Below are 23,292 nucleotides of genomic sequence, written 5' to 3'. Positions count from 1 at the left end.
GGCTGTTGACCGATGGCCACCGACCTGGTGCCGGAGGTGGTGCAGCCGGCTGCTGACGCGCAGCGGCCGGCCTCCACCTCGAAGCGCACACGCCGTCCGCGGAATCTGGTCCGCGACCTGCTCCGCTACCGCTGGCTGTACCTGTTGCTGCTGCCCGGCCTGGCGTACTTCGTCGTGTTCAAGTACCTGCCGATGTACGGCCTGCACATCGCGTTCAAGGACTACGTGCCGTTCCTGGGCTACTCGGGCAGCGAGTGGGTCGGGCTGAAGCACTTCCAGGAACTGTTCACCGGACCGGACTTCGGCCGGTTGCTGTTCAACACGCTGCTCCTCGCATTGTTGACAATTCTCTTCGTCTTCCCGGCGCCGATCGTGGTCGCCCTGCTGCTGAACGAGCTGCGGGTCAACGTGCTGAAGCGGTCCGTGCAGTCGCTGGTCTACATTCCACATTTCCTGTCGTGGACAATCGTCGCGTCGCTGACGTACCTGCTGTTCTCGGTGGACTTCGGCGTGATCGCGAACTGGATCCACGGCCTGGTCGGCGGGCAGAAGACCGACTACGTCGCGCAGGCGGCGTGGTTCCGGCCGCTGATCGTGCTGCAGCTGCTCTGGAAGCAGACCGGCTGGGGCACGATCATCTACCTGGCGGCGCTGGCCGGCGTGGACTCGCAGCTGTACGAGGCCGCGCGGGTGGACGGCGCCGGGCGCTGGCGGCAGTTCTGGCACATCACGCTGCCGGCGATCCGGCCGACGATCGTGGTGATGGCGATCCTGACGTCCGGGCACCTGATGGACTCCGGCTTCGAACAGATCTGGCTGATGACGACCTCGCTGAACCGCGACGTCGCGGACGTGTTCGACACGTTCGTGTACTACATCGGCATCACCCAGGGCTCGTTCAGCTACGCAACCGCGGTCGGGTTGTTCAAGGGCGTCGTCGGCGTCGTACTGATCTTCGGCTCCAACCTGCTGGCCAAGCGCCTCGGCCAGCGCGGGCTCTTCTGAGGGGGACGCACATGAACCAACGGGTGCGGTACTACGACTCGGTCGGCAGCCGCGTGTTCGACGTACTGAACGCGGTGCTGCTGTCCGCGCTGGGCCTGGTGACGGTGCTTCCGCTGCTCTATGTGCTGGCCGGATCGTTCGCCAGCGAGTCCGAGATCAGCTCGCGGCCGTTCTTCCTCTGGCCGCACAAGTTCGTCACCGACACGTACCACTACATCTTCTCCACGGACACGTTCGTACGGGCGTTGCTGACCACGGTCGCGGTGACCGCGGTCGGTACGGTGATCCAGCTCTTCCTGACGCTCACCATGGCCTATCCGCTGGCGAAGCGATTCCTGCCGGGACGGGCCCTGGTACTGAATCTGGTGATCTTCACGCTGGTGTTCAGCGGCGGCATGATCCCGACGTACCTCGTCGTGCGCGATCTCGGGCTGCTCGACAGCTACTGGGCTTTGATCCTGCCGCTGGCGATCAACCCGTTCTACCTGATCGTGGTGAAGAGCTTCTTCCAGGAGCTGCCGGAGGCGCTCGAGGAAGCGGCCCGGATCGACGGGTGCAACGAGCTGAACGTGTTCCTGCGGATCGTGCTGCCGTTGTCGAAGCCGATCATCGCGACGTTCTCGCTGTTCTACGCGGTCGGCATCTGGAACGACTACATGTCGCCGCTGCTCTACATCGACGACAGCAAGAAGTGGACGCTGCAGATGATCGTCCGGCAGCTGACCGCGGCGAACGCGGACTCGGCGAACGTACTGCAGCAACTGGAGACGGTGACGTTCCCGGAACAGGGACTGAAGTTCGCGGTCGTGGTGGTGGCGACACTGCCGATCCTGTTCTTCTACCCGTTCCTGCAGAAACACTTCGCGAAGGGCGTCCTGATCGGGTCGGTGAAGGAGTGACGACGTTACAGTGGCTCGAAATGCCTTGCCGGCAAGGTGTTTCCTGGGGTGTGCCGTGGCCGCGCGGAACGGTTGCTGACGGCACCCGGTTCGCGCTGGCCGATGGTACGCCGGTGCAGAGCTGGACGACCGCGACGTGGCCGGACGGGTCGGTCAAGTGGTCCGCGCATGCGATCGGCCCGGCCGAGCAGCCGGAGTCGTCGTACGAGCTGGTGGTCGGCGAGCCGTCACAGCCGACTGAACCCATCCGCCTGGAGCAATCAGGGGACGAGGTACGGGTGACCTCGGGCGCAGTGACGTGGACGCTGCGCAAACCGAACCTGATCGCCTCGATCTCGTCCAACGGTGAGGAGATCGTCCGCGAGGTCCGGTTGGTCAGCATCCGTCAGGACACACCCGAGCCCGGCGCGGCCCGGGAACAGACGACCGCGATCGTCGACAATCTCATTGTCGAACAGGACGGACCGGTGCGCGCCGTGGTCAAGCTGACCGGCCGGCACGGCAACTGGCTACCGTTCGCCGTGCGGTTGTACTTCTACGCGGGCGCTGCCGACGTTCGGATTGTTCACAATTTCGTCTGGGACGGCGACCCGGAGCGGGACTTCCTGGCGGGGCTCGGGCTCAGCGCGGACGTGGTGATGCGCGACGAGCCGCACAACCGCCACATCCGGCTGGCAGGTCCGGCCGGGTTCCTCACCGAGGCAGTACGCGGTCTGACCGGCCTGCGACGCGATCCCGGCGAGGGCGTACGCCAACAGCAGGTGGCCGGCCGCGCCGTCACGGAGATCCCCAACCCGGAGGTGGCGGACCGCCTGCACCTCATCCCGCAATGGAACGACTACACACTCGACCAGAGCAGCGCGGACGGCTTCACACTGCGCAAACGCACCAGCGCGGGACATGGCTGGGTGACGATCCCGTCCGGCACCAGAGCACCCGGCTACGGGTACGTCGGCGGTGTCAGCGGCGGCCTGGGTTTCGGGCTCCGTGACTTCTGGAAGCTGCACCCGACACGCCTGGACATCCGCAACGCGGCGACACCGGTCGCCACGGCCACGGTCTGGATGTGGTCGCCCAGCGCGCCGCCGATGGACGTGCGCTACTGGCACGACTCCATGGGCCAGGACACGTACGACGAGCAGCTCGAAGGACTCGAGATCACCTACGAGGACTACGAACCCGGCTTCGGCAACGCCCACGGCATCGCCCGCACCCATGAGCTCCGGCTGCGCGTCCACGACACCACCCCGTCCGCAGCAGACCTGGCCGAGCATGCGGAGCTCCTCAACTCCCCCGGCCTGCTCACTGCCTCCCCGGCCCGCTTGCTGGAGGCAGGTGTCTTCGGCACGTGGAGCCTGCCCACAGCCGACGACCAGGACATCGAGGCCCGGCTGAACTTCCTCTTCCAGTACTACGTCGGTCAGCGCGAGCAGCGTCGCTGGTACGGGTTCTGGGACTACGGCGACGTCATGCACACGTACGACGCCGACCGGCACACGTGGCGGTACGACGTGGGCGGGTACGCGTGGGACAACTCGGAGCTCTCCCCCGACCTGTGGCTCTGGTACCAGTACCTGCGGACCGGCCGCGCGGACGTGTTCCGGTTCGCGGAGGCGATGACCCGCCACACCGGTGAGGTCGACGTCCATCACCTGGGTCGCTGGAAGGGCCTGGGTTCGCGGCACAACGTGCAGCACTGGGGCTGCAGCTGCAAGCAAGTACGGATCTCCAGCGCGATCTACCGGCGCTTCTACTACTACCTGACCGCGGACGAGCGGACAGGTGACCTGCTGGACGAGCTGGTCGACATCGAGGACGCGTTCCTCAGGATCGATCCACAACGCAAGGTACGACCGGACGTCTACTCCCCCGACCCACATGCGTTGTCGATCGAGCTCGGTGTCGACTGGGGCGCGCTGGCCGCGGCCTGGCTGACGCGGTGGGAGCGCCACGGGGACGAGCGGGCCCGCGCACGCCTCGTGGGCACCATGTCCGACATCGCCTCCCTGCGGTACGGCTTCCTCACCGGCAACGCCCGCCTGGACCTGTCCACCGGCCGCTTCGACTCCAGCCGCGACAACATCGCCGTATCGCACCTGTCGTCGCTCTTCGGCCTGCCGGAGATCTGTTCGGAGCTGATCGACCTGGACCTCGACGTACCGGGGTTCGAGAAGGCATGGCTCGACTACTGCAGGCTTCACCTGCTCACGCCCGAGGAGCAGGCCGCGGAGGTCGGTCAGCCCCTGCAGGGCATCTCACTCGTCCAGGCACACAGCCGGCTGGCCGCGTACGCGGCCGCCCGCACCGGCGACCCCGAGCTGGCCCGGCTCGCCTGGCGGAAGTTCTTCGTCGACGAGGGCGATCAGCTCAACCGCAACGCCATGCAACGCGAGACCGAGTGGCGGACCACTCCGGTCGACGGCGGCCTGATGCCCGTCGACGAGGCCGCGTTCATCAGTACGAACGGCGCGTCGCAGTACGCGCTGGCAGCGATCCAGAACCTGTCCCTGATCCCCGAACACCGGAATGACAGAGGTGGAACGGCATGGAGGTCTCCCGACGCACCGTCCTAGCAGGTATGGCCGCAGTCCCTGCGGTGTCCCTGCTCGACAACATCCAACCCGCCGCCGCGGCCGAGGCCCCGGAGGTCAAGCTCAGCTGGCTCGAGGGCAAACCCACCACGGCTGCTGTCACGACGTGGGGCACGCCGTGGCCGAAGGGCGCCGTACCGGCGAACCAGTCGTTCGCACTGCACGCCACGGACGGCAGCGACGTACCGCTGCAGAGCTGGCCCACCGCGTACTGGCCGGACGGCTCGCTCAAGTGGAGCGCCCACGCGATCGCGGTGGATGCACCTGCCGAGTCGTACACACTCGGTCCCGGTACGGCGACCGCACCGGCGCAGCCCGTCACGGTCACCGACGAGAAGCTGTACGTCGATGTGAACACCGGCGTGATCAAGGCCCGGATCCGCAAGAGCGGCACCGACCTGATCAGCCACATCTGGCGCGGTGACGTGCTGATCGCCCACAAGGGCCGGCTCGTCAGCCTCAAGCAGGACAAGATCACGGACGACGAGGACGGCGGTGCTGTCCGCGAGCGCTACGACAGCGACATCACCCAGGTCACCGTGGAGCAGTCCGGACCGGTGCGCGCCGTCGTCCGGGTCCAGGGCCGGCACAAGTCGCGGAAGGGCCGGACCTGGTTGCCGTTCTCGATCCGCCTGTACTTCGTGGCGGGCGCGGAGAACGTACGGATGGTGCACACGTTCGTGTACGACCGCGACGGGCAGAAGGACTATGTCGCGGGCCTCGGCGTCCGGTTCTCGGTGCCGATGCGTGATGCGGCCTACGACCGGCACGTGCGGTTCGTCGGCGAGGACCACGGGATGGTGTCCGAGGCCGTACAGGGCATCACCGGCCTGCGCCGCGATCCCGGTGCGACCGTACGGGCCGCGCAGATCGCAGGGACCAAGCTGGCCGACCCGGCGACCTGGGACCAGCGCGTGACGACCCGGCTGAAGTGGATCCCCGAGTGGAGCGACTACTCGCTGAGCCAGCTGAACGCCGACGGCTTCACGGTCAAGAAGCGGACCGCCAAGGACCGCGGCTGGATCTCGGTCGACCAGGGTAAGCGGGCCTCCGGGCTCGGGTACGTCGGCGGGGTGAGTGGCGGATTCGCCTTTGGGCTCAGGGATTTCTGGCAACGGCACCCGACGCAGCTGGACATCCGGAACGCGGCGAGCGAGGACGCCGAGGTGACCGTCTGGCTGTGGTCACCCGCGGCCGGTGCGATGGACACGCGGTTCTACCACGACGGCATGGGCGAGGACACGTACCCGGAGCAGTTGGACGCCCTCGAGATCACGTACGAGGACTACGAGCCCGGATTCGGTACGCCGTACGGCATCGCACGGACGGCGGAGCTCACGTTCTGGGCACTGGCCGCAACGCCGACGGCTGCGCGGCTCGGTGACCTGGCGGACCAGGTGCGGACGCCACCACAGCTCATCAACCCGGTGGACCACCTCGTCACCACACGGGTGTTCGGCGGGCTGTTCAGCCCGGTGGACCGGTCCGTACCGGCGAAGGCGGCGATCGAGGACCACCTGGACTTCCTCTTCGACTTCTACCGCGGGCAGGTGGAGTCGCGGCACTGGTACGGGTTCTGGGACTACGGCGACATCATGCACACGTTCGACGAGGACAGGCAGGTGTGGCGCTACGACGTCGGTGGGTACGCCTGGGACAACTCGGAGCTCTCACCGGACCTGTGGCTCTGGTACGCGTTCCTGCGGTCTGGGCGTGCCGACATCTTCCGGTTCGCCGAGGCGATGACGCGGCACACCGGTGAGGTCGACGTGTACCACCTCGGCCAGTGGGCCGGCCTGGGCACGCGGCACGGCGTCCAGCACTGGGCCGACAGCGCCAAGCAGCAGCGGATCAGTACGGCGGCGTACCGGCGGTTCTACTACTACCTGACGGCTGACGAACGTACTGGCGACCTGCTGTCGGAGCTGGTCGACTCGGACAAGACGTTCCTGGTACTGGACCCGATCCGCAAGATCCGCACCGAGCCGTACACGCCTGACCCGCATGCGCTGTCCATCGGCCTCGGCACGGACTGGAGCGGTCTCGCGGCCGCCTGGCTGACCGAATGGGAACGGCAGGGTCCGAAGGCCGCGGTGGCGAAGGCCAAGCTGCTCGGGACGATGGAGACGATCGGCGCGATGCCGAACGGCTTCGTGACCGGCAGCGGGCTGTACGACCTGGACACGGGTCGCTTCGCGCCGGTGACCGAGAAGATCGTCAGCGTGTCGCACCTGAGCGCCATGTTCGGCGAGGTGGAGATGTGCGCCGAGCTGATCGACCTGGTCGACATGCCGGCGTTCGAGGCGGCCTGGCTGCAGTACTGCCGCCTGTTCAACGCGACCCGCGCAGAACAGACCGCCGAGTGCGGCGCGTACTTCGGCAACCTGATCCTGCGGCAGGGCCACGCGCGACTGACGGCGTACGCCGCGGTCCGGCTGAACCGCGACGACCTGGCCACCCGCGCGTGGCACGAGTTCTACACCGGCGACGGCTACGGCCCGAACCTCCCCTGGAGCGCCGAGGACGTCACCACCACCCTCAACCCGACGAAGTCGGCCAAGTGGGTCTCCACCAACACCACCGCCCTCTACGGCCTGTCCGCGATCCAGACCCTCGCCCTCACCGGCGACCGGATCACCAACCCCTAAGAGGTCAGCCGACCTCGGCCATGATCTCGTCGGAGACGTCGAAGTTGGCGTAGACGTTCTGCACGTCGTCGCTGTCTTCCAGAGCGTCGATCAGGCGGAAGATCTTGCCGGCGCCGTCGGCGTCCAGTTCCACCGTCATCGACGGGACGAACTGGACGTCGGCGGAGTCGTAGTCGATGCCGGCGTCCTGCAGCGCGGTCCGGGCCGCGACCATGTCGGTCGCCTCGGTGACGACCTCCCAGGACTCGCCCAGGTCGTTCACCTCGTCGGCACCGGCCTCGAGGACGGCCTCCATCACGTCGTCCTCGGACAGGGACTTACCGTCCTGGTCCTTGGCGACGACGATCACGCCCTTGCGGTTGAACAGGTAGGCGACCGAGTTCGGGTCGGCGAGCGAGCCGCCGTTGCGGGACATCGCCGTCCGGACGTCGGCCGCGGCCCGGTTCCGGTTGTCGGTGAGGCACTCGACGAGCATCGCGACGCCGTTCGGGCCGTAGCCCTCGTACATGATCGTCTGGTACTCCGCGCCGCCGGACTCGGCACCGGATCCGCGCTTGATCGCGCGGTCGATGTTGTCGTTCGGGACCGAGGTCTTCTTCGCCTTCTGGATGGCGTCGTACAGGGTGGGGTTTCCGCCAGGGTCGCCACCGCCCATCCGGGCGGCCACCTCGATGTTCTTGATCAGCTTCGCGAAGAGCTTGCCGCGCTTCGCGTCGATGACGGCCTTCTTGTGTTTCGTGGTGGCCCACTTGGAGTGGCCTGACATGGCGAACCAACCCTTCTTACCCTCTTGCGAACGTCTAGCGGCCGCGGACCAGCTCGGCGAAGTAGCCGTGCAGCCGCGCGTCCCCGGTCATCTCCGGATGGAACGACGTGGCCAGCAACCGGTCGTGGCGAACCGCGACGATCCTACCCGTGGCAGGGCCCGACCTCACCGTCGAGAGTACCTGCACGTCCTGACCGACCTGCTCCACCCACGGTGCACGGATGAACACGGCGTGGTACGGCGTGTCGAACTCCGGGCCCAGACCGGGGAAGTCGAGGTCGGCCTCGAACGAGTCCACCTGCCGGCCGAACGCGTTCCGGCGAACCGTCACGTCCAGCCCGCCGAGCGTCTCCTGGCCACTGATCCCGCCGGTGATCCGGTCGGCCAGCATGATCATCCCGGCACAGGTGCCGAACACCGGCATCCCGTCCGCGATCCGCTTCTGCAGCGGCTCGAACAGCTCGAACGCCCGGGCCAGCTTGTCCATCGTGGTCGACTCGCCACCCGGCAGCACCAGCGCCTCGACCTGCTCCAGCTCCGACGGACGGCGGACCGTCCGCGCGTCGGCGCCGACCTCGGTCAGCATCGCGACGTGCTCGCGCACGTTCCCCTGCAACGCGAACACGCCGATCACTGGCTTGCTCACCGCGGTTCCTCCTTGTTCACGTACTCGGTCTCGCCGACCAGCCGCACCTCGTGCGGGCCGATCCAGAGGATCTGGAAGATCCCGGTACTGCGGCCGATCGGCGCGGCGATCCGCGCCGACTCCAGCTCGTCGAACTCCAGCGGCCGCTCGCCCCACGACTGCAGGCGGTACGCGACCCGCCGGACGACGTCCCCGGGCGCGATCGGCATCGCCGGCGGCGGGCCGAGCCGGACGTTCCCCTCGGGGAAGGTGACCAGCAGCTGGATCCGGCCGCCGGTCTCGTTCGCGTACGCCTGGGCGTCGGTCCGGCTGGCGTAGACGCGCGGCGCGGCGTACTTGTCCGGGACCGCCTCCCAGACCAACTGCCGGACCGCGGAGCCCGGCTGCACGAACGTCACAGCGTCACCCGGCGGTGCCAGGTGAGGGTGACCTCGATCCGGCCCTCGTCGTAGACGGACGGCAGGCCGCTCTCGTTGAGCAGGGTGAGGACGTCCTCGAGCAGTGGCTCCCCCGGAGCCACGTTGGCCGTGTCCGGGTGCCAGAGCTTCAGCTCGAGCATCCCGAAGTCGACCGCGTGCCAGACGTCGGTGTCGGTGAAGAACACCAGGCCCTGCGGATCGCCGGCGGCCTCGAGCGCCTGCCGAGCGGCGTGGTGGTCCGACGTGTAGCGGACCACCACCAGTCCCAGCCGCTCGAGCTCGGCCAGTACGACCTCGAGCCGGTCCGGATCGGTCGTGGCCGGCCAGTCCGCCGCCTCGGCGTCGAGGTCCATCACCGCCTCACCGATCAGCAGCGGCACCAGGCTCGCGGCGTCCATCGACGGCGCGTCCTCCTGGACCGCCTCGGTCAGCGCGGCGGTGATCGTCGCGTGGTCGGCGTACCCGGACCGCACCAGAACCCGTGCCAGGCCCCGCAGTTCCCGTGCGGTCCGTTCGTCGACGTGCATACCGCCCAGCGTAGTCGAGCGCGCTACTTCACACCGCCGGCGGTGACCGAGACCTGCAACTGCCGCTGGAAGATGATGTAGACGACGAGCACCGGCGCCACCGTGATCACCACGGCCGCGAACAGCGCACCGAAGTCCACCGCGTAACCGGCCTGCGACGCGAACGACGCCATGCCCTGCGAGAGCACGTAGTTCTTCGAGTCGGTGTTCAGGGCGACCGGCAGCAGGAACTGGTTCCAGAGGCCGAGGAAGTTGAAGATGGCAACCGAGGCCATCCCCGGCCGCGCCATCGGCAGCATCACCGAGAAGAACGAGCGCCACTCGCCGGCCCCGTCGATCTGCGCCGCCTCGTAGATCTCGCCCGGCAGCGCCTTGAAGAAGGAGTGCAGGAAGAAGACCGTGAACGGCAGCGCGAACGCGACGTAGGTGATGATCAGCCCGGGCAGCGTGTTGAGCAGGTTGAAGTTCTTCAGCGTGAAGAACAGCGGCACGATCGCCAGGAAGACCGGGAAGGTCAGGCCGGCGAGCATCGAGTAGTAGATCAGCCGGTTGCCGGGGAACGTGAACCTGGCCAGTACGTACGCGCACATGGCGCCGAGGACCATCACCAGCACGAGTGCGCAGCCCACGACGATCACGGTGTTCGCGAAGTACCGGCCGATGCCGGCCGTCGTCCAGGCGTTGGAGTAGTTCTCGAACCGCAGCTTGTGCGGCAGCGTCAGCGGGTTGCCCAGGACCTCCTGCGTCGACTTGAACGAGGAGACCAGCGTCCACAACAGCGGGAGGATCACCAGCAGCGACCACAGGATCAGCGCGATGTGCGCGGTCGTGGCGACGCCCTTGCCCTCCCGGGCGCGCCTGCCGGGCACGCGGGGCCGGGCGACCGGTTCGGCCCGGTCGACAGTCGTTGTCATCGGCGTACCTTGACCTTTCGCTCGCGTCCGCCGGTCAGGGCGTTCACCAGGAAGACCAGGAGCGCGAACAGCATCGTGACGGCGGCCAGGATCACGCCCATCGCCGTCGAATATCCGAACTGGCCCTTGGTGAAGGCCGTGGTGAACAGCTGCTGGGGCATCACGAGGGTCGAGTTCTGCGGGCCACCACCGGGGTTCAGCGCCTGCATGTACACGAAGGCGTCGAGCGCGGCGATCCCGAGATAGACGTACGCCGTCTGCACGTTGTCGCGGATCAGCGGCAGCGTGATCGAGACCGCGGTCCGGAACCGGCCGGCGCCGTCGATCCGGGCCGCCTCGAACACCTCGGGCTCGATGCCCCGGATGGCCGCGATGAACAGCACCATGTAGAAGCCGACGAAGCCCCAGATCATCACGAACATCGAGGCCGGCATCGCGGTCCGCGCATCACCGAGCCAGGCGTAGTTCTCGAAGCCGTGCAGCCCGATCTTGGACAGCACCGCGTCCAGGATGCCCGAGCCGGGCGTGAACACCTGGGCCCAGATCAGGCCGATCACGATCGCGGGGATCACGTACGGGAAGAACGAGACGATCCGGTAGTAGCCGGAGTTCCGCAGGCCGCGGACCGTACCGGTGCCCGAGCCGCCGATCGTCACCAGCGTCGCCAGGGTCAGCGACAGCACGATCGTCACCAACGGCACGACGATCGCGAGCTCGACGTTGTTGCGGACCGCTTTCAGGAAGATGTCGTCGTGGAACAGCTTGACGTAGTTGTCGAAGCCGACGAAGTTCTGTCCCGCACTGAACCCGGACCAGTCGGTCAGCGAGTAGTACAGCGCCTGCACGAACGGGGAGACCACGAAGATCAGGAAGACCGCCAGCGGCAGACCGAGGAACACGACCATGAAGCTGATCCGGTCGAAGGTCAGCGGCCGGCGCCGCCGGGCGGCGGGCCGCTGCGGCCCACCACCCGGTACGACGTCTTGCGTCACGGTCACTTCGTGACCGGGATCTTCTTGACGGAGCTGTCGTTGCGCACCTTGTCAGTGATCTGCTGCAGGCCCTTGGTCAGGCCGGCCGCGTCCAGCTTGCCGGACAGGAACGAGTTCCAGACCACGAGCTGGTCGGGGTTCGTGCCGTACAGCGTGATGAACTGGTAGTCGAAGACGTTGGTGCCGGCCGCGTCGAGCATCGCGGTCTGCGACTGCAGAGCGGTCGAGCCGAAGCCGTCCGCCGGAACCAGGCCCTTGACGATCGTCGGCGCCAGCCGGGTCTTGGCGAAGTTGGTCGCCGCGTCCTTGGACAGCATCGCCCGCAGTACTTCCTTGCCTCCGGCCACGTTCTTGGCCTTGGACGGCACGACGAACGGCTCGCCGGCCGCGCTGCGCAGCGTCTCATACGGCAGCTTGGAGTTCGCGGTCAGCGTGGGCTCCGGGATGCCCTTCATGTCGAAGCCGGCTTTGGTGGCCTTCTTCATCTCGTTCTCGATCCAGGAACCCGACGGGTACAGGATCGCCTGCTGGTCGTTGCTCCACTTCGCCTGCGCGGCGGTGAACTGGGTCCCCGCACCACCCGGCACGAAGTAGCCGTTCTTGACCATGGTCTCCATGGCCTTGAAGACGTCCTGGACCTGCTGCTTGGACCAGCAGTCGCCCTCGAGGTTGCCCAGCGACAGGCGGACGTCGTCGCCGCCCTCCTTGATCGCCGAGTCGATGGCCATCGTCTGGTAGTAGGTCGCGGCCTCCTTGCCCCAGACGAACAGGTACTTGCCCTTGGCCTTGGCCTTGGCGCCCAGGTCGAGCAGCTCCTCGTACGTCTTCGGCGGCGTCCAGCCGTTCGCCTTGAACAGGCTGTCGGAGTACCACAGGCCGTAGAGGGTCAGTACGTAGTTGATCGCGAGGAACTTGTCCCCGTACGTACCGGGAGCCTTGACGCCCGCGTACAGCGTGTCGGCGATCTTCGTGCCCTCGAGGTTGTTGGCCTCGAAGACGTCGTCCAGCGGTGCCAGCTGGTCCAGGATCGTGTTGAAGCCGATCTGGTTCGCGCCGGAGTTGTCGATCAGGTCCGGCGGGTTGCCACCGACGAAGCGCGGCTGCAACTGCTGAGCGATCTGGGTGGACGGGGAAACCTTGACCGTCGAGCCCGAGTGCTTCTGCTGAACGATGTTGGCCGCGAACGTCACATAGTCGTAGCCGTAACCACCGTTGAAGATCACCGCGTCGACGGACGACTTGTCCGCCATGCCGAACGGGTTGTCCGACGTCTTCTCCCCGCCCTGCGAGGAGTTGTCGTCGTTGCTACCACTGGCCGCGCAGCTGGCGAGCGCGCCGCCGAGGGGCAGCACCGCGGCCGTGGCCAGGCTCCCCCGCAGCAGACTCCGACGTCCGATCTTGCTGGTCTCGCTCATTTCGTCCTGCCTCTTCTCACTAGATTCCCGACGGTGCTGTTCGCACCTGCCCCTTGTGGTGAGCGTCCCCCGTCCCGTAGCCGGCCAGCGCTCGTCGCGGCCGGTCGCCCACGTTCCGGCCGCACGATCGGCAGCAGTGCGCGCTTCCACGCACCGCCCCCCTCGAGGCATTACGCATTGTCTTGACTAAAGTCGTTCGACGTCAAGCCTCCGGACGGCGAGTCCTGGACCCGGCAACCGGCGGCCGAACAGCCTCGAACCACTCTGCAATCCACGGCCCCCACGCTCGCTGTCCTGCCCCGGCGCCGCGACCGACGCGCCGAATCCGATCCCATTTCGTGACCTCTGGACAGGGGTGATCCGGTTCAGCGGCGCGGTTTCGGGCGCTTGGTCGGGACGGCGGTGAGTGGATCGTCCGGCCAGGGATGCCGGGGGTAGCGGGCTCGCAGGTCGGCTCGGACCTGCGGATAACCCTGTTGCCAGAACGAGGCGAGATCGCTCGTGATCGCTACCGGGCGCCGTGCGGGCGACAGGAGATGCAGTACGACCGGGACCCGGCCGTCCGCGACGACAGGAGTTTCGGTCCAGCCGAAAACCTCCTGGAGCTTCACTGCGAGGACGGGCGGCTCGACACCGTCGTACGCGAGTCGCACCTGGGTGCCGGACGGGACCTGGAGCCGTTCTGGTGCGAGTTCGGCGAACCGGGTTGCTGCGGGCCATGGGAGGAGCCGTCGGAGGGCGGAGGTCAGGTCGAGGTGGGCAAGATCCCGCGAGTTTCGTACCGAGGTGAGCTCAGGGCCCAGCCAGGCGTCGAGATCACCCAGGAGTGCTTCGTCGTCCACAGCGGGCCACGGGTCTCCGAGATGGGCGTGGCAGAACGCCAGCCGCTCTCGCAGGGCGAGCGCAGTGTCTGACCAGCGCAGTACGGACAGGCCGCTGCGCTGGATCCCGTCGCGGACGGCTGCCTGGACGAGCAGCCGGTCGGGGTTGGTCAGTGGTACGTCGTTGAGCACGATCGCACCGAGTGTCTCCACGCGCCGCGTCACGATCCGGCCGTCGTCCCAACGGATCTGGTCGGTGGTCGAGACCAGATCGGCCGCGACGTCCCGCGCGGTCCGCTCGTCGATCGGCGCCGCGGAACGGATCCTCGCGTCAGCACGACCGGGCGCGCGATCAGCGACCGCGATCGCCAGCCAACTCGTACTCCGCAGCGGCGACCCCGGATCCAGCGCGGCTCCCGTACCCCCAGACATCTGGTACGTCACCGAGTCAGCCCCCCGAACCCGCCCCACCCGATCCGGATAAGCCAACCCCACGACCACCCCCACCGCCAGATCATCCGCCGGCCGCGGTCCAACTCCAGTTGAGTGTTCTGTGGTTGGGGTATTTCGGGTGAGACGTTTTACTTCTTCTCGCCAGCGGGTTGTGGCGGCTCGGTCGGTGCCACGGCGGAGGGCTCGCCAGCGGGCCGGCAGGTCATCGCCGAAGTCGCGGCCGGAGTCGTCCGAGAGCATCGCGACGATCTCCCGGGCCCGATCGGCACCGACCCGCGGCGCACCGTCCAGCAACGCACGCGCCAACCGGGGATGCGCGCCGATCGCCGCCATCCGCCGTCCCCGCTCAGTGATCCGGCCACCGTCGTCAACAGCATCAAGCCGCCGCAACAACTCCGTCGCCGCGCTCATCGCCACCACCGGCGGCGCATCCAGCAACCGCAGCCCCTCACCACCCGGTGCACCCCAGGCCGCAAGATCGAGCGCGAACCCCGCCAGATCGGCGATCGCGATCTCCGGCGCCGGATGATCGTCCAGATGCGAGTGATCGGTAGCAGACCAGCACCGATAGACCCGGCCAGGCGCCTCCCGCCCAGCACGCCCCGCCCGCTGATCGGCCGACGACCTCGACACCCGGCACGTCACCAACGCCCCGAGACCACGGGACTGATCGGTCCGAGGCTCCCGAGCCAGCCCCGAGTCGACCACCACCCGCACCCCAGGCACCGTCAGCGAACTCTCCGCGACCGACGTCGTCACCACGATCCGCCGTGTCGCACCCGGCGTCAGCGCACGCTCCTGTTCGGCCCTCGACTGACGACCGAACAACGGCAACACGTTCGCATCGCCCAACCGACGCGTCACACCATTGATCTCGGCCTCCCCCGGAACGAACACGAGGATGTCGCCGTCGTTCTCCGTCAACGCCCGCCGCACCACAGCCGCAACATGATCCAGCAGGCGCGGATCAACCCGCCCACCGGGAAGCAACGGTACGGGCACCGGTGGTGGCGCCCATTCGATCCCCACGTCGAACAGCGCAGCCGACGCGATAACGACGGGCGCCGGCGCATCCGTACCCAAAGCACGACTCAGCCTGAGCGTATCCGCAGTCGCCGAGGTCGCAACCAGCGCCAGATCTTCCCGGAGATTCGCCCGGATGTCGATGCAGAACGCCAGCAGCAGATCCGCATCGAGGTGCCGCTCATGACACTCGTCGATCACGATCGCAGCGACCCCTGGCAACTCCGGGTCCTGCTGCAACCGCCGTACCAGAAGCCCAGTCGTCACTACCTCGACGCGGAGCCCCTTGCCGCCGCTGCGTTCGCCACGCATCGCGTAGCCGATCCGCTGCCCGAGCGGCTCGCCGACCAGCGTCGCCAGCCGGGTCGCCGCCGCGCGAGTCGCCATCCTGCGCGGCTCGGCGACGACGATCGTGCCCTCGAGCGCGTCCCCCAGCGCCAGCGGCAACAACGAGGTCTTCCCCGACCCAGGCGGCGCAACCAGCACCGCCGTACCGCGCGACCGCACGGCCTCAACAGTCGCAGGCAACACCGCCCGCACCGGCAGCTCCGCCCCCGGCACGGACGACTCAGGCAGCAACACCCCTAGAAGCTAGCCGACAACTCCTTACCAGCCGCGGTCGGCAAGGCGGTGCGGCTGGGGGATCTCGTCGACGTTGATGCCGACCATGGCTTCGCCGAGGCCTCGGGAGACCTTGGCGATCACGTCGGGGTCGTCGTGGAACGTGGTGGCCTTGACGATCGCCTCGGCGCGCTGCGCGGGGTTGCCGGACTTGAAGATGCCGGAGCCGACGAACACGCCCTCGGCGCCGAGCTGCATCATCATCGCGGCGTCGGCCGGGGTGGCGATGCCGCCGGCGGTGAACAGCACGACCGGCAGCTTGCCGAGCGCGGCGACCTCCTTGACCAGCTCGTACGGCGCCTGCAGCTCCTTCGCAGCGACGTACAGCTCGTCCTCGGGGAGGCTCGTCAGCTTGCGGATCTCCTGGCGGATCTGGCGCATGTGGGTGGTCGCGTTCGAGACGTCACCGGTGCCGGCCTCGCCCTTGGAGCGGATCATCGCCGCCCCCTCGGTGATCCGGCGCAGCGCCTCGCCGAGGTTGGTCGCGCCGCAGACGAACGGAACGGTGAAGTTCCACTTGTCGATGTGGTTCGCGTAGTCGGCCGGGGTGAGCACCTCGGACTCGTCGATGTAGTCCACGCCGAGGCTCTGCAGCACCTGGGCCTCGACGAAGTGACCGATCCGGGCCTTGGCCATCACCGGGATCGACACCGCGGCGATGATCGAGTCGATCATGTCCGGGTCGCTCATCCGGGAGACGCCACCCTGCGCGCGGATGTCGGCGGGCACGCGCTCGAGCGCCATCACCGCGACCGCACCGGCGTCCTCGGCGATCTTGGCCTGCTCGGCGGTGACGACGTCCATGATCACGCCGCCCTTGAGCATCTCCGCCATGCCGCGCTTGACCTTCGCGGTCCCGGTCTCCGGCGCAGCCTGGGTCTGGTTCTCGGTCACTGCTTCCTCCTGGTCGTGGGGCTCACTGTCCAGATTAGGAGGTTCCGGGCAGCTAACTTCAGTCCACCTCGGATCAAGTGGACTGAAGCGACTCCCCCAGCCGGGAAACGACCAGCCGCAGCGTCGCCGGCGGGGCGGTGAACGGGATCCGGATGTGCCGGCGATCAGTGGCGTCCGGCGTGAACAGGTCACCGGCGCCGAGCAGCAGGCTGCGTTCGCGGGCTGCGTCGAGCACCCGCCGCGCCCTGGTCTCGGTCAGCTCCAGCCACAGGGTCATACCGCCGGTCGGGGTGGACCACGCGACGCCGTCGAGCGTACGCAGACCAGTCTCGAGGGCGTTCAGGTTGGCTCGCAGCCTGGTGCGGCGGCGGCCGATGACTTTGTCGAGCTTCGGCACGATCGCCTGCGCCAGAAGGTCGTCCAGCGCACTCGGCGACGCAACACTGAGCTGTGCGGCACTGTTGATCCGCCGCCGCAGCTGCTTGCCGGTCCGGACCCACCCGACCCGCAGCCCACCCCAGACAGTCTTCGAGAGCGACCCCACGCTGACCGTCCTGGGGTATCGGCTCAGCGGCTCGGCCTGCTTGCCGTTCGCCAACCAGAGCGGACGCATGGTCTCGTCACTGATCAAGGCCGCGCCATAACGGCGAGCAATCTCAACCACCGCCTGCCGTCGGTCGGCCGGCAGGCTCAGCCCGGTGGGGTTGTGGTTGTCCGCCTGGAGGTAGATGACCTTCGGCCGATGCCGCCGGCACAGGTGGGCCAGCTGATCGGTGTCCCAGACCCCGGCCGGCCACCCGGCCACGTCCAGGCGGTGCTTACGCAGCAGATCAAAGGCCGCCGGGTACGTCGGTGTTTCGGTGATCGCCACGCCGGGTCCGAGGTCCAGTCCGGCCAGCGCGGCATTCAGGCCGGCTGCTGCACCGACGGTGAGCGTCAGCTGCTCCGGCTCCGTGGGAACGCCTTCGCGCGTAAGGCGGTCGGCCAACGCTGCCCTGAGCTCTGGCGAGCCACCTGGCGGCGGACCGTCACCTCCCATGGCCTGTGGGAGCCCGTCCTGCACGATCTGCGCTGCTGCTTCGGCCACGTCGTGCGGTGCGGCTGTGGTCGCGAAGCGCAGGTCCAGTACGGGGCGGTCCCCCGCTGTCACAGTCGACGCCGGTGCAACTGGGTCCAGTAGCCGGTCCAGTGGTCGTACCACGGTCCCGGAGCCGCGCTTGGTCTCGAGTACGCCGTCACGGCGCAGGTTCTCGAACGCGCGTACGACGGTCACCCGGCTCACCCCGAGCCGTTCCGCGAGCACCCGCTCCGACGGCAACCGGGACCCGATCGACAGGTCGCCACGCTCGATCCGCCGCAGTACGAGCCCTTCAACCTGCTCGGTCTTGGTCCCGTCCGCCCCGTCCAGATCCCCCACCCGCCACATAAGTCCAGTCTCCCACAACTGGCCTGATCACCCCGTCTGAGTGCTCAAAGTTGTCGGTGGGCGGTGTGAGGATGTGGGGGTGGACGAGCGGTGGGCTGTGGGGGTCGGGGCGGGTGGGGGCGCTGCATTGGTTGCGCTGCACCCGGACGGGCAGCCTGCTGGTGAGGTGGTGCACGAGGCGGACCTGGTGCGGGCGGTTGCGTCGCGGCCGCAGGTTTCGCGGTGGGTCTGGCGGGCTTCGGCCGAGATCTACCCGCGGTTACTGGCGGCCGGGGTCCGGGTCGAGCGGTGCTACGACATCGAGAACACCGAGGGCCTGCTGCTCGGTCACGAGGGCCGGCTCGGCGAGCCACGGTCCGCGGCCGCCGCGTGGGGCCGGTTGAGCGGCGGCCCGGTCCCGGCCGATCCGCCGCTGCGTGCCGTCGTGCCGGGTGAGCAGTCGTCGTTGTTCGACATCGCCCCGGAGCCGGTCCCGTTCGAGGCGCTCCTCCGGGTGTACGCCGATCAGCTCCGCCGGCACGAGCAGGCCGAGTACCCGGATCGCATGCGGTTGCTCACGGCATCGGAATCGTCCGCGATGCTGGTCGCCGCCGAGATGGACCTGGCCGGCCTGCCGTGGAGCGCGGACGCGCACCGGCAGGTGCTGAGCGACCTGCTCGGCGAGCGCTTCGGCGGAACGGGTGAGCCGCGGCGGCTGACCGAGCTCGCCGACGAGATCTCCGCGGCGTTCGGCCATCGGGTACGTCCCGAGCTGCCCGCCGACGTACTCAAAGCGTTCAAACAGGCCGGGTACCAGGTGAAGTCGACCCGCAAGTGGGAGCTCGAGCACCTCGACCACCCGGCTGTCCCGCCCCTCCTGGAGTACAAGAAGCTCTATCGGATCTACACCGCGAACGGCTGGAGCTGGCTCAACGACTGGGTCCACGACGGGCGCTTCCGGCCCGGGTTCGTGCCCGGCGGCACCGTCTCCGGGCGCTGGATCACCAACGGTGGCGGCGGGCTGCAGATCCCGAAGGTGATCCGCCGCGCGGTCGTCGCGGATCCGGGCTGGCGCCTGGTGGTGGCCGACGCGTCGCAGCTCGAGCCGCGGATCCTGGCCGCGATCTCCCGCGACCCAGCGCTGATGGAGGTCGCGAGCGATCCCGGCGACCTGTACAAAGCGGTCTCGGACCAGGCCTTCGCGGGTGATCGCGCACAGGCCAAGATCGCCGTCCTGGGAGCGATCTACGGCCAGACGTCCGGCGACGGCCTGAAGAACCTCGCCATGCTCCGCAAACGGTTCCCGCGCGCCGTTGCGTACGTCGACGACGCAGCCCGGCTCGGCGAGGACGGCCGGCTCGTGCGGACGTACCTCGGCCGTACATGTCCACCCGCCGGTCACGCACTCGACGCCGCGCTCCTGGAGGGCCCGCCCGCCGATGTCCCGGCTGCAGATCCACGGCACGCACGCGCCCGCGGGCGCTTCACCCGGAACTTCGTCGTCCAGGGCTCCGCCGCCGACTGGGCGCTGTTGATGCTCGCCGCCCTTCGCCAGTCCCTGACGTCGCTGAAGGCGGAGCTCGTCTTCTTCCAGCACGACGAGGTGATCGTGCATTGCCCTCAAGACGAGGCCGATCAGGTCACGGCGGCGATCCAGCAGGCGAGCGATCTGGCCGGCACGCTCACGTTCGGCTCGACGCCCACCAACTTCGCGTTCACCACCGCCACGGTCGAGGTCTACGCCGACGCCAAGTAGAACTATTCGCCGTCCTCGAGCTCGATCGTGGTCGGCATCGGCGCCCGGCCCGCGAGCCGGAACCAGCTGACCAGCCGGCGCTGCCGCAGGTCCCGGGTGGAGACCACGACATCGTTGTGGAAACGCCGCGCCAGCTGCACGCGACGCATCGCCAGGTTGAGCTCGCCCGCCCATGGCTCGACATCGGTGCCGGTGGCATGGATCGCCCGGGTCAGCGCGGACTCCGCCTGCTCGTGCACCTCGATCGGCTCCAGCGAAGCCGCTCGCGCCCGGTGCGCCGCGTCGACGAGCAGCAACGCGGAGGCCGCGTCGAGGATGTCGCTGCCCGCCAGCTCCGCGACCAGGGCGGAGCGCCGGGCGAGCTCGGTCTCCAGCGACGCGCGGGCGAGCTCGACCCGATGGTGCAGGCGATCGAGGCGGCCCGCGGTCCAGCTCGCGTAGGCGCCGAGCAGCAGCACCACGCCCACCGCGAGCAGCACCCAGGAGATCTCCACGCCCCCATTCGATCACCCCTTACGGAGCGCTGACGGTCCAGCCGGATCGCGTAGTCGCGGCGTGGGGTGGCACTAGCGTCGGGAGCATGGCTGACATCGGCGTGCTCGGCGGGTCCGGGTTCTACTCGTTCCTGGACAAGGCGGAGACCATCTCGATCGACACCCCGTTCGGGGCGCCCAGCGAGGCGCCCGTCGTCGGCGAGCTGGACGGGCGTTCGGTCGCGTTCATCCCCCGGCACGGTGCGGATCACCGCTTCGCGCCGCACCGCGTCAACTACCGGGCGAACCTGTGGGCGCTCCGCGAGCTCGGCGTCCGCCAGGTGCTCGGCCCGTGCGCGGTCGGCTCGCTGAAGCCTGAGCTGACTCCGGGCACGTTCGTCGTCCCCGATCAGTACGTCGACCGCACCTGGGGCCGCGAGCAGACCGTGCACGACGAGGTGGTGCACGTCTCCGCCGCGGACCCGTACTGCCCCGTCGGCCGCGCCACGGTGATTGCTGCCGGCAACGTCGTACCGGACGGGACCATGGTGGTGATCAACGGGCCGCGATTCTCCACCCGCGCCGAGTCCCAGTGGCACGCCGCGCAGGGGTGGTCCGTGGTCGGGATGACCGGCGCGCCGGAAGCGGCGATCGCCCGCGACCTCGCGCTCTGCTACACCTCGATCGCCGTCGTCACGGACCACGACGCGGGCGTCGAGACCGGTACGGGCGTCACGCAGGCCGAGGTGTACGCAGCGTTCAAGCAGAGCATCGAACGCCTCCAGCACCTGCTGAAGGACGTCGTCGGGCAGCTCCCCGAACCCGATGCCGACTGCAGCTGCCACCACCCGCTGGACGCCTGATGAAGGTCCTGCTCACCGGCGGCGCCGGCTTCATCGGCCGGCACGTCCACCACCAGCTCCTTGCCGAGGGCCACGAAGTCACGGTACTCGACTCGTTCCGCCCGGACGTGCACAGCGAACGTCCCGCGCCGCGGGACGATCTGATCATCGGCGACGTCCGCGACCCACGCACGTTCGAGGGCATCGACACCGTCGTGCACCTCGCCGCCAAGGTCGGCCTGGGCGTTCACCTGGACGACATCGACGACTACGTCTCCTCGAACAGTCTCGGTACGGCCGTACTGCTCAAGTCGCTCGGCAGCATCCGGAATCTCGTCTACGCCAGCTCGATGGTCGTGTACGGCGAGGGGCGCTACGACTGCGACGTCCACGGGCCGGTTGCTCCGGGACCCCGGCGCAGCGAGGATCTGGACGCGGGCCGTTTCGAACCGCCCTGCCCGTACTGCGCTGCGCCGCTCCGGCCGGGCTTCGTCACCGAGGACGCCGTCCTCGATCCGCGGAACGCCTACGCGGCCAGCAAGCTCAACGGCGAGCACCTCGCCGCGGTGTGGGCTCGCGAGACGGGCGGCCGGGTCACTGCGCTCCGCTTCCACAACGTGTACGGACCGGGCATGCCGCGCAACACGCCGTACGCCGGGGTCGCCGCGATCTTCCGGTCGATGCTCGAACGCGGTGAGACGCCACGAGTCTTCGAGGACGGCCGGCAGCGCCGCGACTTCGTCCACGTCCGTGACATCGCTACCGCCGTCACGCTCTCGGCGTCCGCACTCCCCCAGCAGCCGGCCTTCACGGCGTACAACGTGGGCAGCGGGACGGTCAGCACCATCGGGCAGGTCGCCAGCGAGCTGGCCCGCGCGTACGACGGCCCCGAGCCGATCGTCACGGGACAGTACCGCCTCGGCGACGTACGGCACATCACCGCGTCGTCGGACCGCATCAAGCACGAGCTCGGCTGGAAGCCCGCGTACGACCTGCCGACCGGACTGGCCGACCTACTCGGCGCTGCTGCCGACTGAGGCCGGGAGGTCGATCTCGAAGGCGCAGCCGCCGTCGATGTTGCTGACGGCAATGTTGCCGTCGTGGGACTCGACGACGCCGCGCGCGATCGCCAGCCCGAGGCCGCCGCCGCTCGATCCGGACGCGGCGGTGGCAGGCGTCCGCTGCTCGTCGCCGCGCCAGCCGATGTCGAACACCCGGTCCAGATCGTCGGTGGGGATCCCGCCGCAGCCGTCGGTCACCGCGAGCCGGACCCGCCCGTCGGTCTCGCGATCCACCGCGAGCGTCACGGTCCCACCCGGCGCCGTGTGCCGGATCGCGTTGCCGACCAGGTTCGTGACCGCGCGGGTCAGCTCGTCCGGATCACCTTGGACCGCGAGGCGATCCGCGTCGGTCGGCGTGGTCACCGCGAGCTGCACGCCCTCGGCCCGCGCGTGCTCGTTGTTCTCCCCGGCGACGTCGTCGACGAGCTCGCGCAGACTCACCGCGGACCGCCGCCGTGGCGGCGGAGCGGCCGACAGCCGGGACAGCTCGAACAGGTCGTCCACCAGCCCGGTCATCCGGTCGACGGTCGACCGCATCTGCCGCAACGCCCCCGGTACGTCGTCGATCACGCCGTCCTCGAGCCCCTCGGACACCGCCCGCAGCCCGGCCAGCGGCGTCCGCAGGTCGTGCGACATGAACGCGACCAGCTCCCGCCGGCTCGACTCCAGCGCCCGCTCCCGCTGATGTGAAGCGGCAAGCTTCTTCCGGGTGATCTCCAGCTCGTCGGTCAGCTCGGCCAGCTCCGCAGGAACCGCGCCACCGGCAACGTCCGGCGGCTCGTACGACGTCCCGAGATGCCGCAGCCGCCGTCCGACGTCGCGCGATCCGGTGCTGATCCAGTGCCCGAGCAGGACCGACATGACCAGGCCGAGCAGGGCCGCGAACGCCAGCGTCCACAGCACCACCCACGAGTCGTGCTCGGAGATGAACATCGCCCGGACGCTCTGCAGGACCGCGGCCAGCGCGGCGGCCATCGGCGCCAGCCCAGCGACGATCATCGTCACCCGCAGCGAACGGCGGCGGAACTGCCACAGGATCGCAGCGCCGACCGCCGCCACCACGAGCGTCCAGAGCGTCGTCAGGGCGAGGATCGTTGCCATGTCTTTGGTCATCGGAAAGC

The 23,292-nt window shown here is 68.6% G+C and carries 19 protein-coding genes; 7 read left to right on the top strand and 12 right to left on the bottom strand.

Going from position 1 to position 23,292, the window contains the following annotated elements; genetic code table 11:
• The first annotated feature begins 12 nt into the window (after window positions 1-12).
• Genes ACGFI6_RS36555 through ACGFI6_RS36540 form a run of 4 tightly spaced genes read left to right on the top strand, consistent with a single transcriptional unit; the run spans window position 13 to window position 7,143 of the window.
• Window positions 13-1,005 (top strand): ABC transporter permease, encoded by a 993-nt coding sequence (locus ACGFI6_RS36555; protein ID WP_393126953.1) that lies wholly within the window; start codon window positions 13-15, stop codon window positions 1,003-1,005.
• Window positions 1,006-1,016: 11 nt separating this feature from the next.
• Window positions 1,017-1,904 (top strand): carbohydrate ABC transporter permease, encoded by an 888-nt coding sequence (locus ACGFI6_RS36550; RefSeq protein ID WP_393126951.1) that lies wholly within the window; start codon window positions 1,017-1,019, stop codon window positions 1,902-1,904.
• The gene (locus tag ACGFI6_RS36545; RefSeq protein ID WP_393126949.1) at window positions 1,901-4,477 is read left to right on the top strand and encodes a Tat pathway signal sequence domain protein; all 2,577 of its coding nucleotides are present in this window, start codon (window positions 1,901-1,903) and stop codon (window positions 4,475-4,477) included. The genes ACGFI6_RS36550 and ACGFI6_RS36545 overlap by 4 nt, the downstream gene beginning before the upstream one ends.
• Window positions 4,450-7,143, top strand: a complete 2,694-nt coding sequence (locus ACGFI6_RS36540; protein ID WP_393126947.1) for a Tat pathway signal sequence domain protein — start codon at window positions 4,450-4,452, stop codon at window positions 7,141-7,143. Before ACGFI6_RS36545 ends, ACGFI6_RS36540 begins: the two co-directional genes overlap by 28 nt.
• 4 nt (window positions 7,144-7,147) lie before the next feature.
• On the opposite strand, the gene ACGFI6_RS36535 is transcribed toward ACGFI6_RS36540, so the two are convergent.
• The 10 genes from ACGFI6_RS36535 to ACGFI6_RS36490 all read right to left on the bottom strand — a co-directional run bounded on the left by ACGFI6_RS36535 (window position 7,148) and on the right by ACGFI6_RS36490 (window position 18,060).
• Window positions 7,148-7,909 carry a YebC/PmpR family DNA-binding transcriptional regulator gene (locus ACGFI6_RS36535; protein WP_393126945.1) on the bottom strand — a complete coding sequence of 254 codons (762 nt, stop codon included), beginning with the start codon at window positions 7,907-7,909 and terminating at the stop codon, window positions 7,148-7,150.
• 34 nt (window positions 7,910-7,943) lie between these two features.
• Window positions 7,944-8,555: a pyridoxal 5'-phosphate synthase glutaminase subunit PdxT gene (pdxT, locus tag ACGFI6_RS36530; protein ID WP_393126943.1), complete on the bottom strand. Its 612-nt coding sequence runs from the start codon at window positions 8,553-8,555 to the stop codon at window positions 7,944-7,946.
• Window positions 8,552-8,953, bottom strand: a complete 402-nt coding sequence (locus tag ACGFI6_RS36525; RefSeq protein ID WP_393126941.1) for a hypothetical protein — start codon at window positions 8,951-8,953, stop codon at window positions 8,552-8,554. Before ACGFI6_RS36525 ends, pdxT begins: the two co-directional genes overlap by 4 nt.
• A complete protein-coding gene (locus ACGFI6_RS36520; RefSeq protein WP_393126939.1) occupies window positions 8,950-9,501 on the bottom strand; it encodes a DUF6891 domain-containing protein in 552 nt (183 codons plus the stop codon). The genes ACGFI6_RS36525 and ACGFI6_RS36520 overlap by 4 nt, the downstream gene beginning before the upstream one ends.
• 23 nt (window positions 9,502-9,524) lie before the next feature.
• Complete coding sequence (locus tag ACGFI6_RS36515; RefSeq protein ID WP_393126937.1) at window positions 9,525-10,415, bottom strand: carbohydrate ABC transporter permease; 891 nt, start codon at window positions 10,413-10,415, stop codon at window positions 9,525-9,527.
• The gene (locus ACGFI6_RS36510; RefSeq protein WP_393126935.1) at window positions 10,412-11,413 is read right to left on the bottom strand and encodes a carbohydrate ABC transporter permease; all 1,002 of its coding nucleotides are present in this window, start codon (window positions 11,411-11,413) and stop codon (window positions 10,412-10,414) included. Before ACGFI6_RS36510 ends, ACGFI6_RS36515 begins: the two co-directional genes overlap by 4 nt.
• Window positions 11,410-12,822 carry an N-acetylglucosamine/diacetylchitobiose ABC transporter substrate-binding protein gene (ngcE, locus tag ACGFI6_RS36505; RefSeq protein ID WP_393126933.1) on the bottom strand — a complete coding sequence of 471 codons (1,413 nt, stop codon included), beginning with the start codon at window positions 12,820-12,822 and terminating at the stop codon, window positions 11,410-11,412. The genes ACGFI6_RS36510 and ngcE overlap by 4 nt, the downstream gene beginning before the upstream one ends.
• Window positions 12,823-13,187: 365 nt before the next feature.
• Window positions 13,188-15,701 carry an ATP-dependent helicase HrpB gene (hrpB, locus tag ACGFI6_RS36500; protein ID WP_393126931.1) on the bottom strand — a complete coding sequence of 838 codons (2,514 nt, stop codon included), beginning with the start codon at window positions 15,699-15,701 and terminating at the stop codon, window positions 13,188-13,190.
• Between the two features lie 24 nt (window positions 15,702-15,725).
• Window positions 15,726-16,634 (bottom strand): pyridoxal 5'-phosphate synthase lyase subunit PdxS, encoded by a 909-nt coding sequence (gene pdxS / locus ACGFI6_RS36495; RefSeq protein WP_393126929.1) that lies wholly within the window; start codon window positions 16,632-16,634, stop codon window positions 15,726-15,728.
• A gap of 73 nt (window positions 16,635-16,707) precedes the next feature.
• On the bottom strand, window positions 16,708-18,060 hold the full coding sequence (locus ACGFI6_RS36490; protein ID WP_393126927.1) for a PLP-dependent aminotransferase family protein: 1,353 nt from the start codon (window positions 18,058-18,060) through the stop codon (window positions 16,708-16,710).
• A gap of 79 nt (window positions 18,061-18,139) precedes the next feature.
• Here ACGFI6_RS36490 and ACGFI6_RS36485 point away from each other — a divergent pair, with 79 nt between their 5' ends.
• Window positions 18,140-19,795 carry a bifunctional 3'-5' exonuclease/DNA polymerase gene (locus ACGFI6_RS36485; protein WP_393126926.1) on the top strand — a complete coding sequence of 552 codons (1,656 nt, stop codon included), beginning with the start codon at window positions 18,140-18,142 and terminating at the stop codon, window positions 19,793-19,795.
• A 2-nt stretch (window positions 19,796-19,797) separates the two neighbouring features.
• Here ACGFI6_RS36485 and ACGFI6_RS36480 read toward each other — a convergent pair whose 3' ends face one another.
• Window positions 19,798-20,289, bottom strand: coding sequence for a hypothetical protein (locus tag ACGFI6_RS36480; RefSeq protein ID WP_393126924.1), 492 nt, complete (start codon window positions 20,287-20,289; stop codon window positions 19,798-19,800).
• A gap of 86 nt (window positions 20,290-20,375) precedes the next feature.
• Between ACGFI6_RS36480 and ACGFI6_RS36475 the strand changes: the two genes are divergently transcribed.
• Window positions 20,376-21,131, top strand: coding sequence for an S-methyl-5'-thioadenosine phosphorylase (locus ACGFI6_RS36475; protein ID WP_393126922.1), 756 nt, complete (start codon window positions 20,376-20,378; stop codon window positions 21,129-21,131).
• The gene (locus tag ACGFI6_RS36470; protein ID WP_393126920.1) at window positions 21,131-22,147 is read left to right on the top strand and encodes an NAD-dependent epimerase/dehydratase family protein; all 1,017 of its coding nucleotides are present in this window, start codon (window positions 21,131-21,133) and stop codon (window positions 22,145-22,147) included. The genes ACGFI6_RS36475 and ACGFI6_RS36470 overlap by 1 nt, the downstream gene beginning before the upstream one ends.
• Here the strand turns inward: ACGFI6_RS36470 and ACGFI6_RS36465 are convergent.
• Complete coding sequence (locus ACGFI6_RS36465) at window positions 22,124-23,284, bottom strand: sensor histidine kinase (protein WP_393126918.1); 1,161 nt, start codon at window positions 23,282-23,284, stop codon at window positions 22,124-22,126. The two genes, ACGFI6_RS36470 and ACGFI6_RS36465, sit on opposite strands and share 24 nt — an antisense overlap.
• Window positions 23,285-23,292: the final 8 nt, after the last annotated feature.

It is taken from the genome of Kribbella sp. NPDC048928, assembly GCF_043197975.1.
Taxonomy (GTDB): domain Bacteria; phylum Actinomycetota; class Actinomycetes; order Propionibacteriales; family Kribbellaceae; genus Kribbella.
Note: the sequence above shows the minus strand (reverse complement) of the source record. Positions and strands in the feature narration are given on the sequence as shown.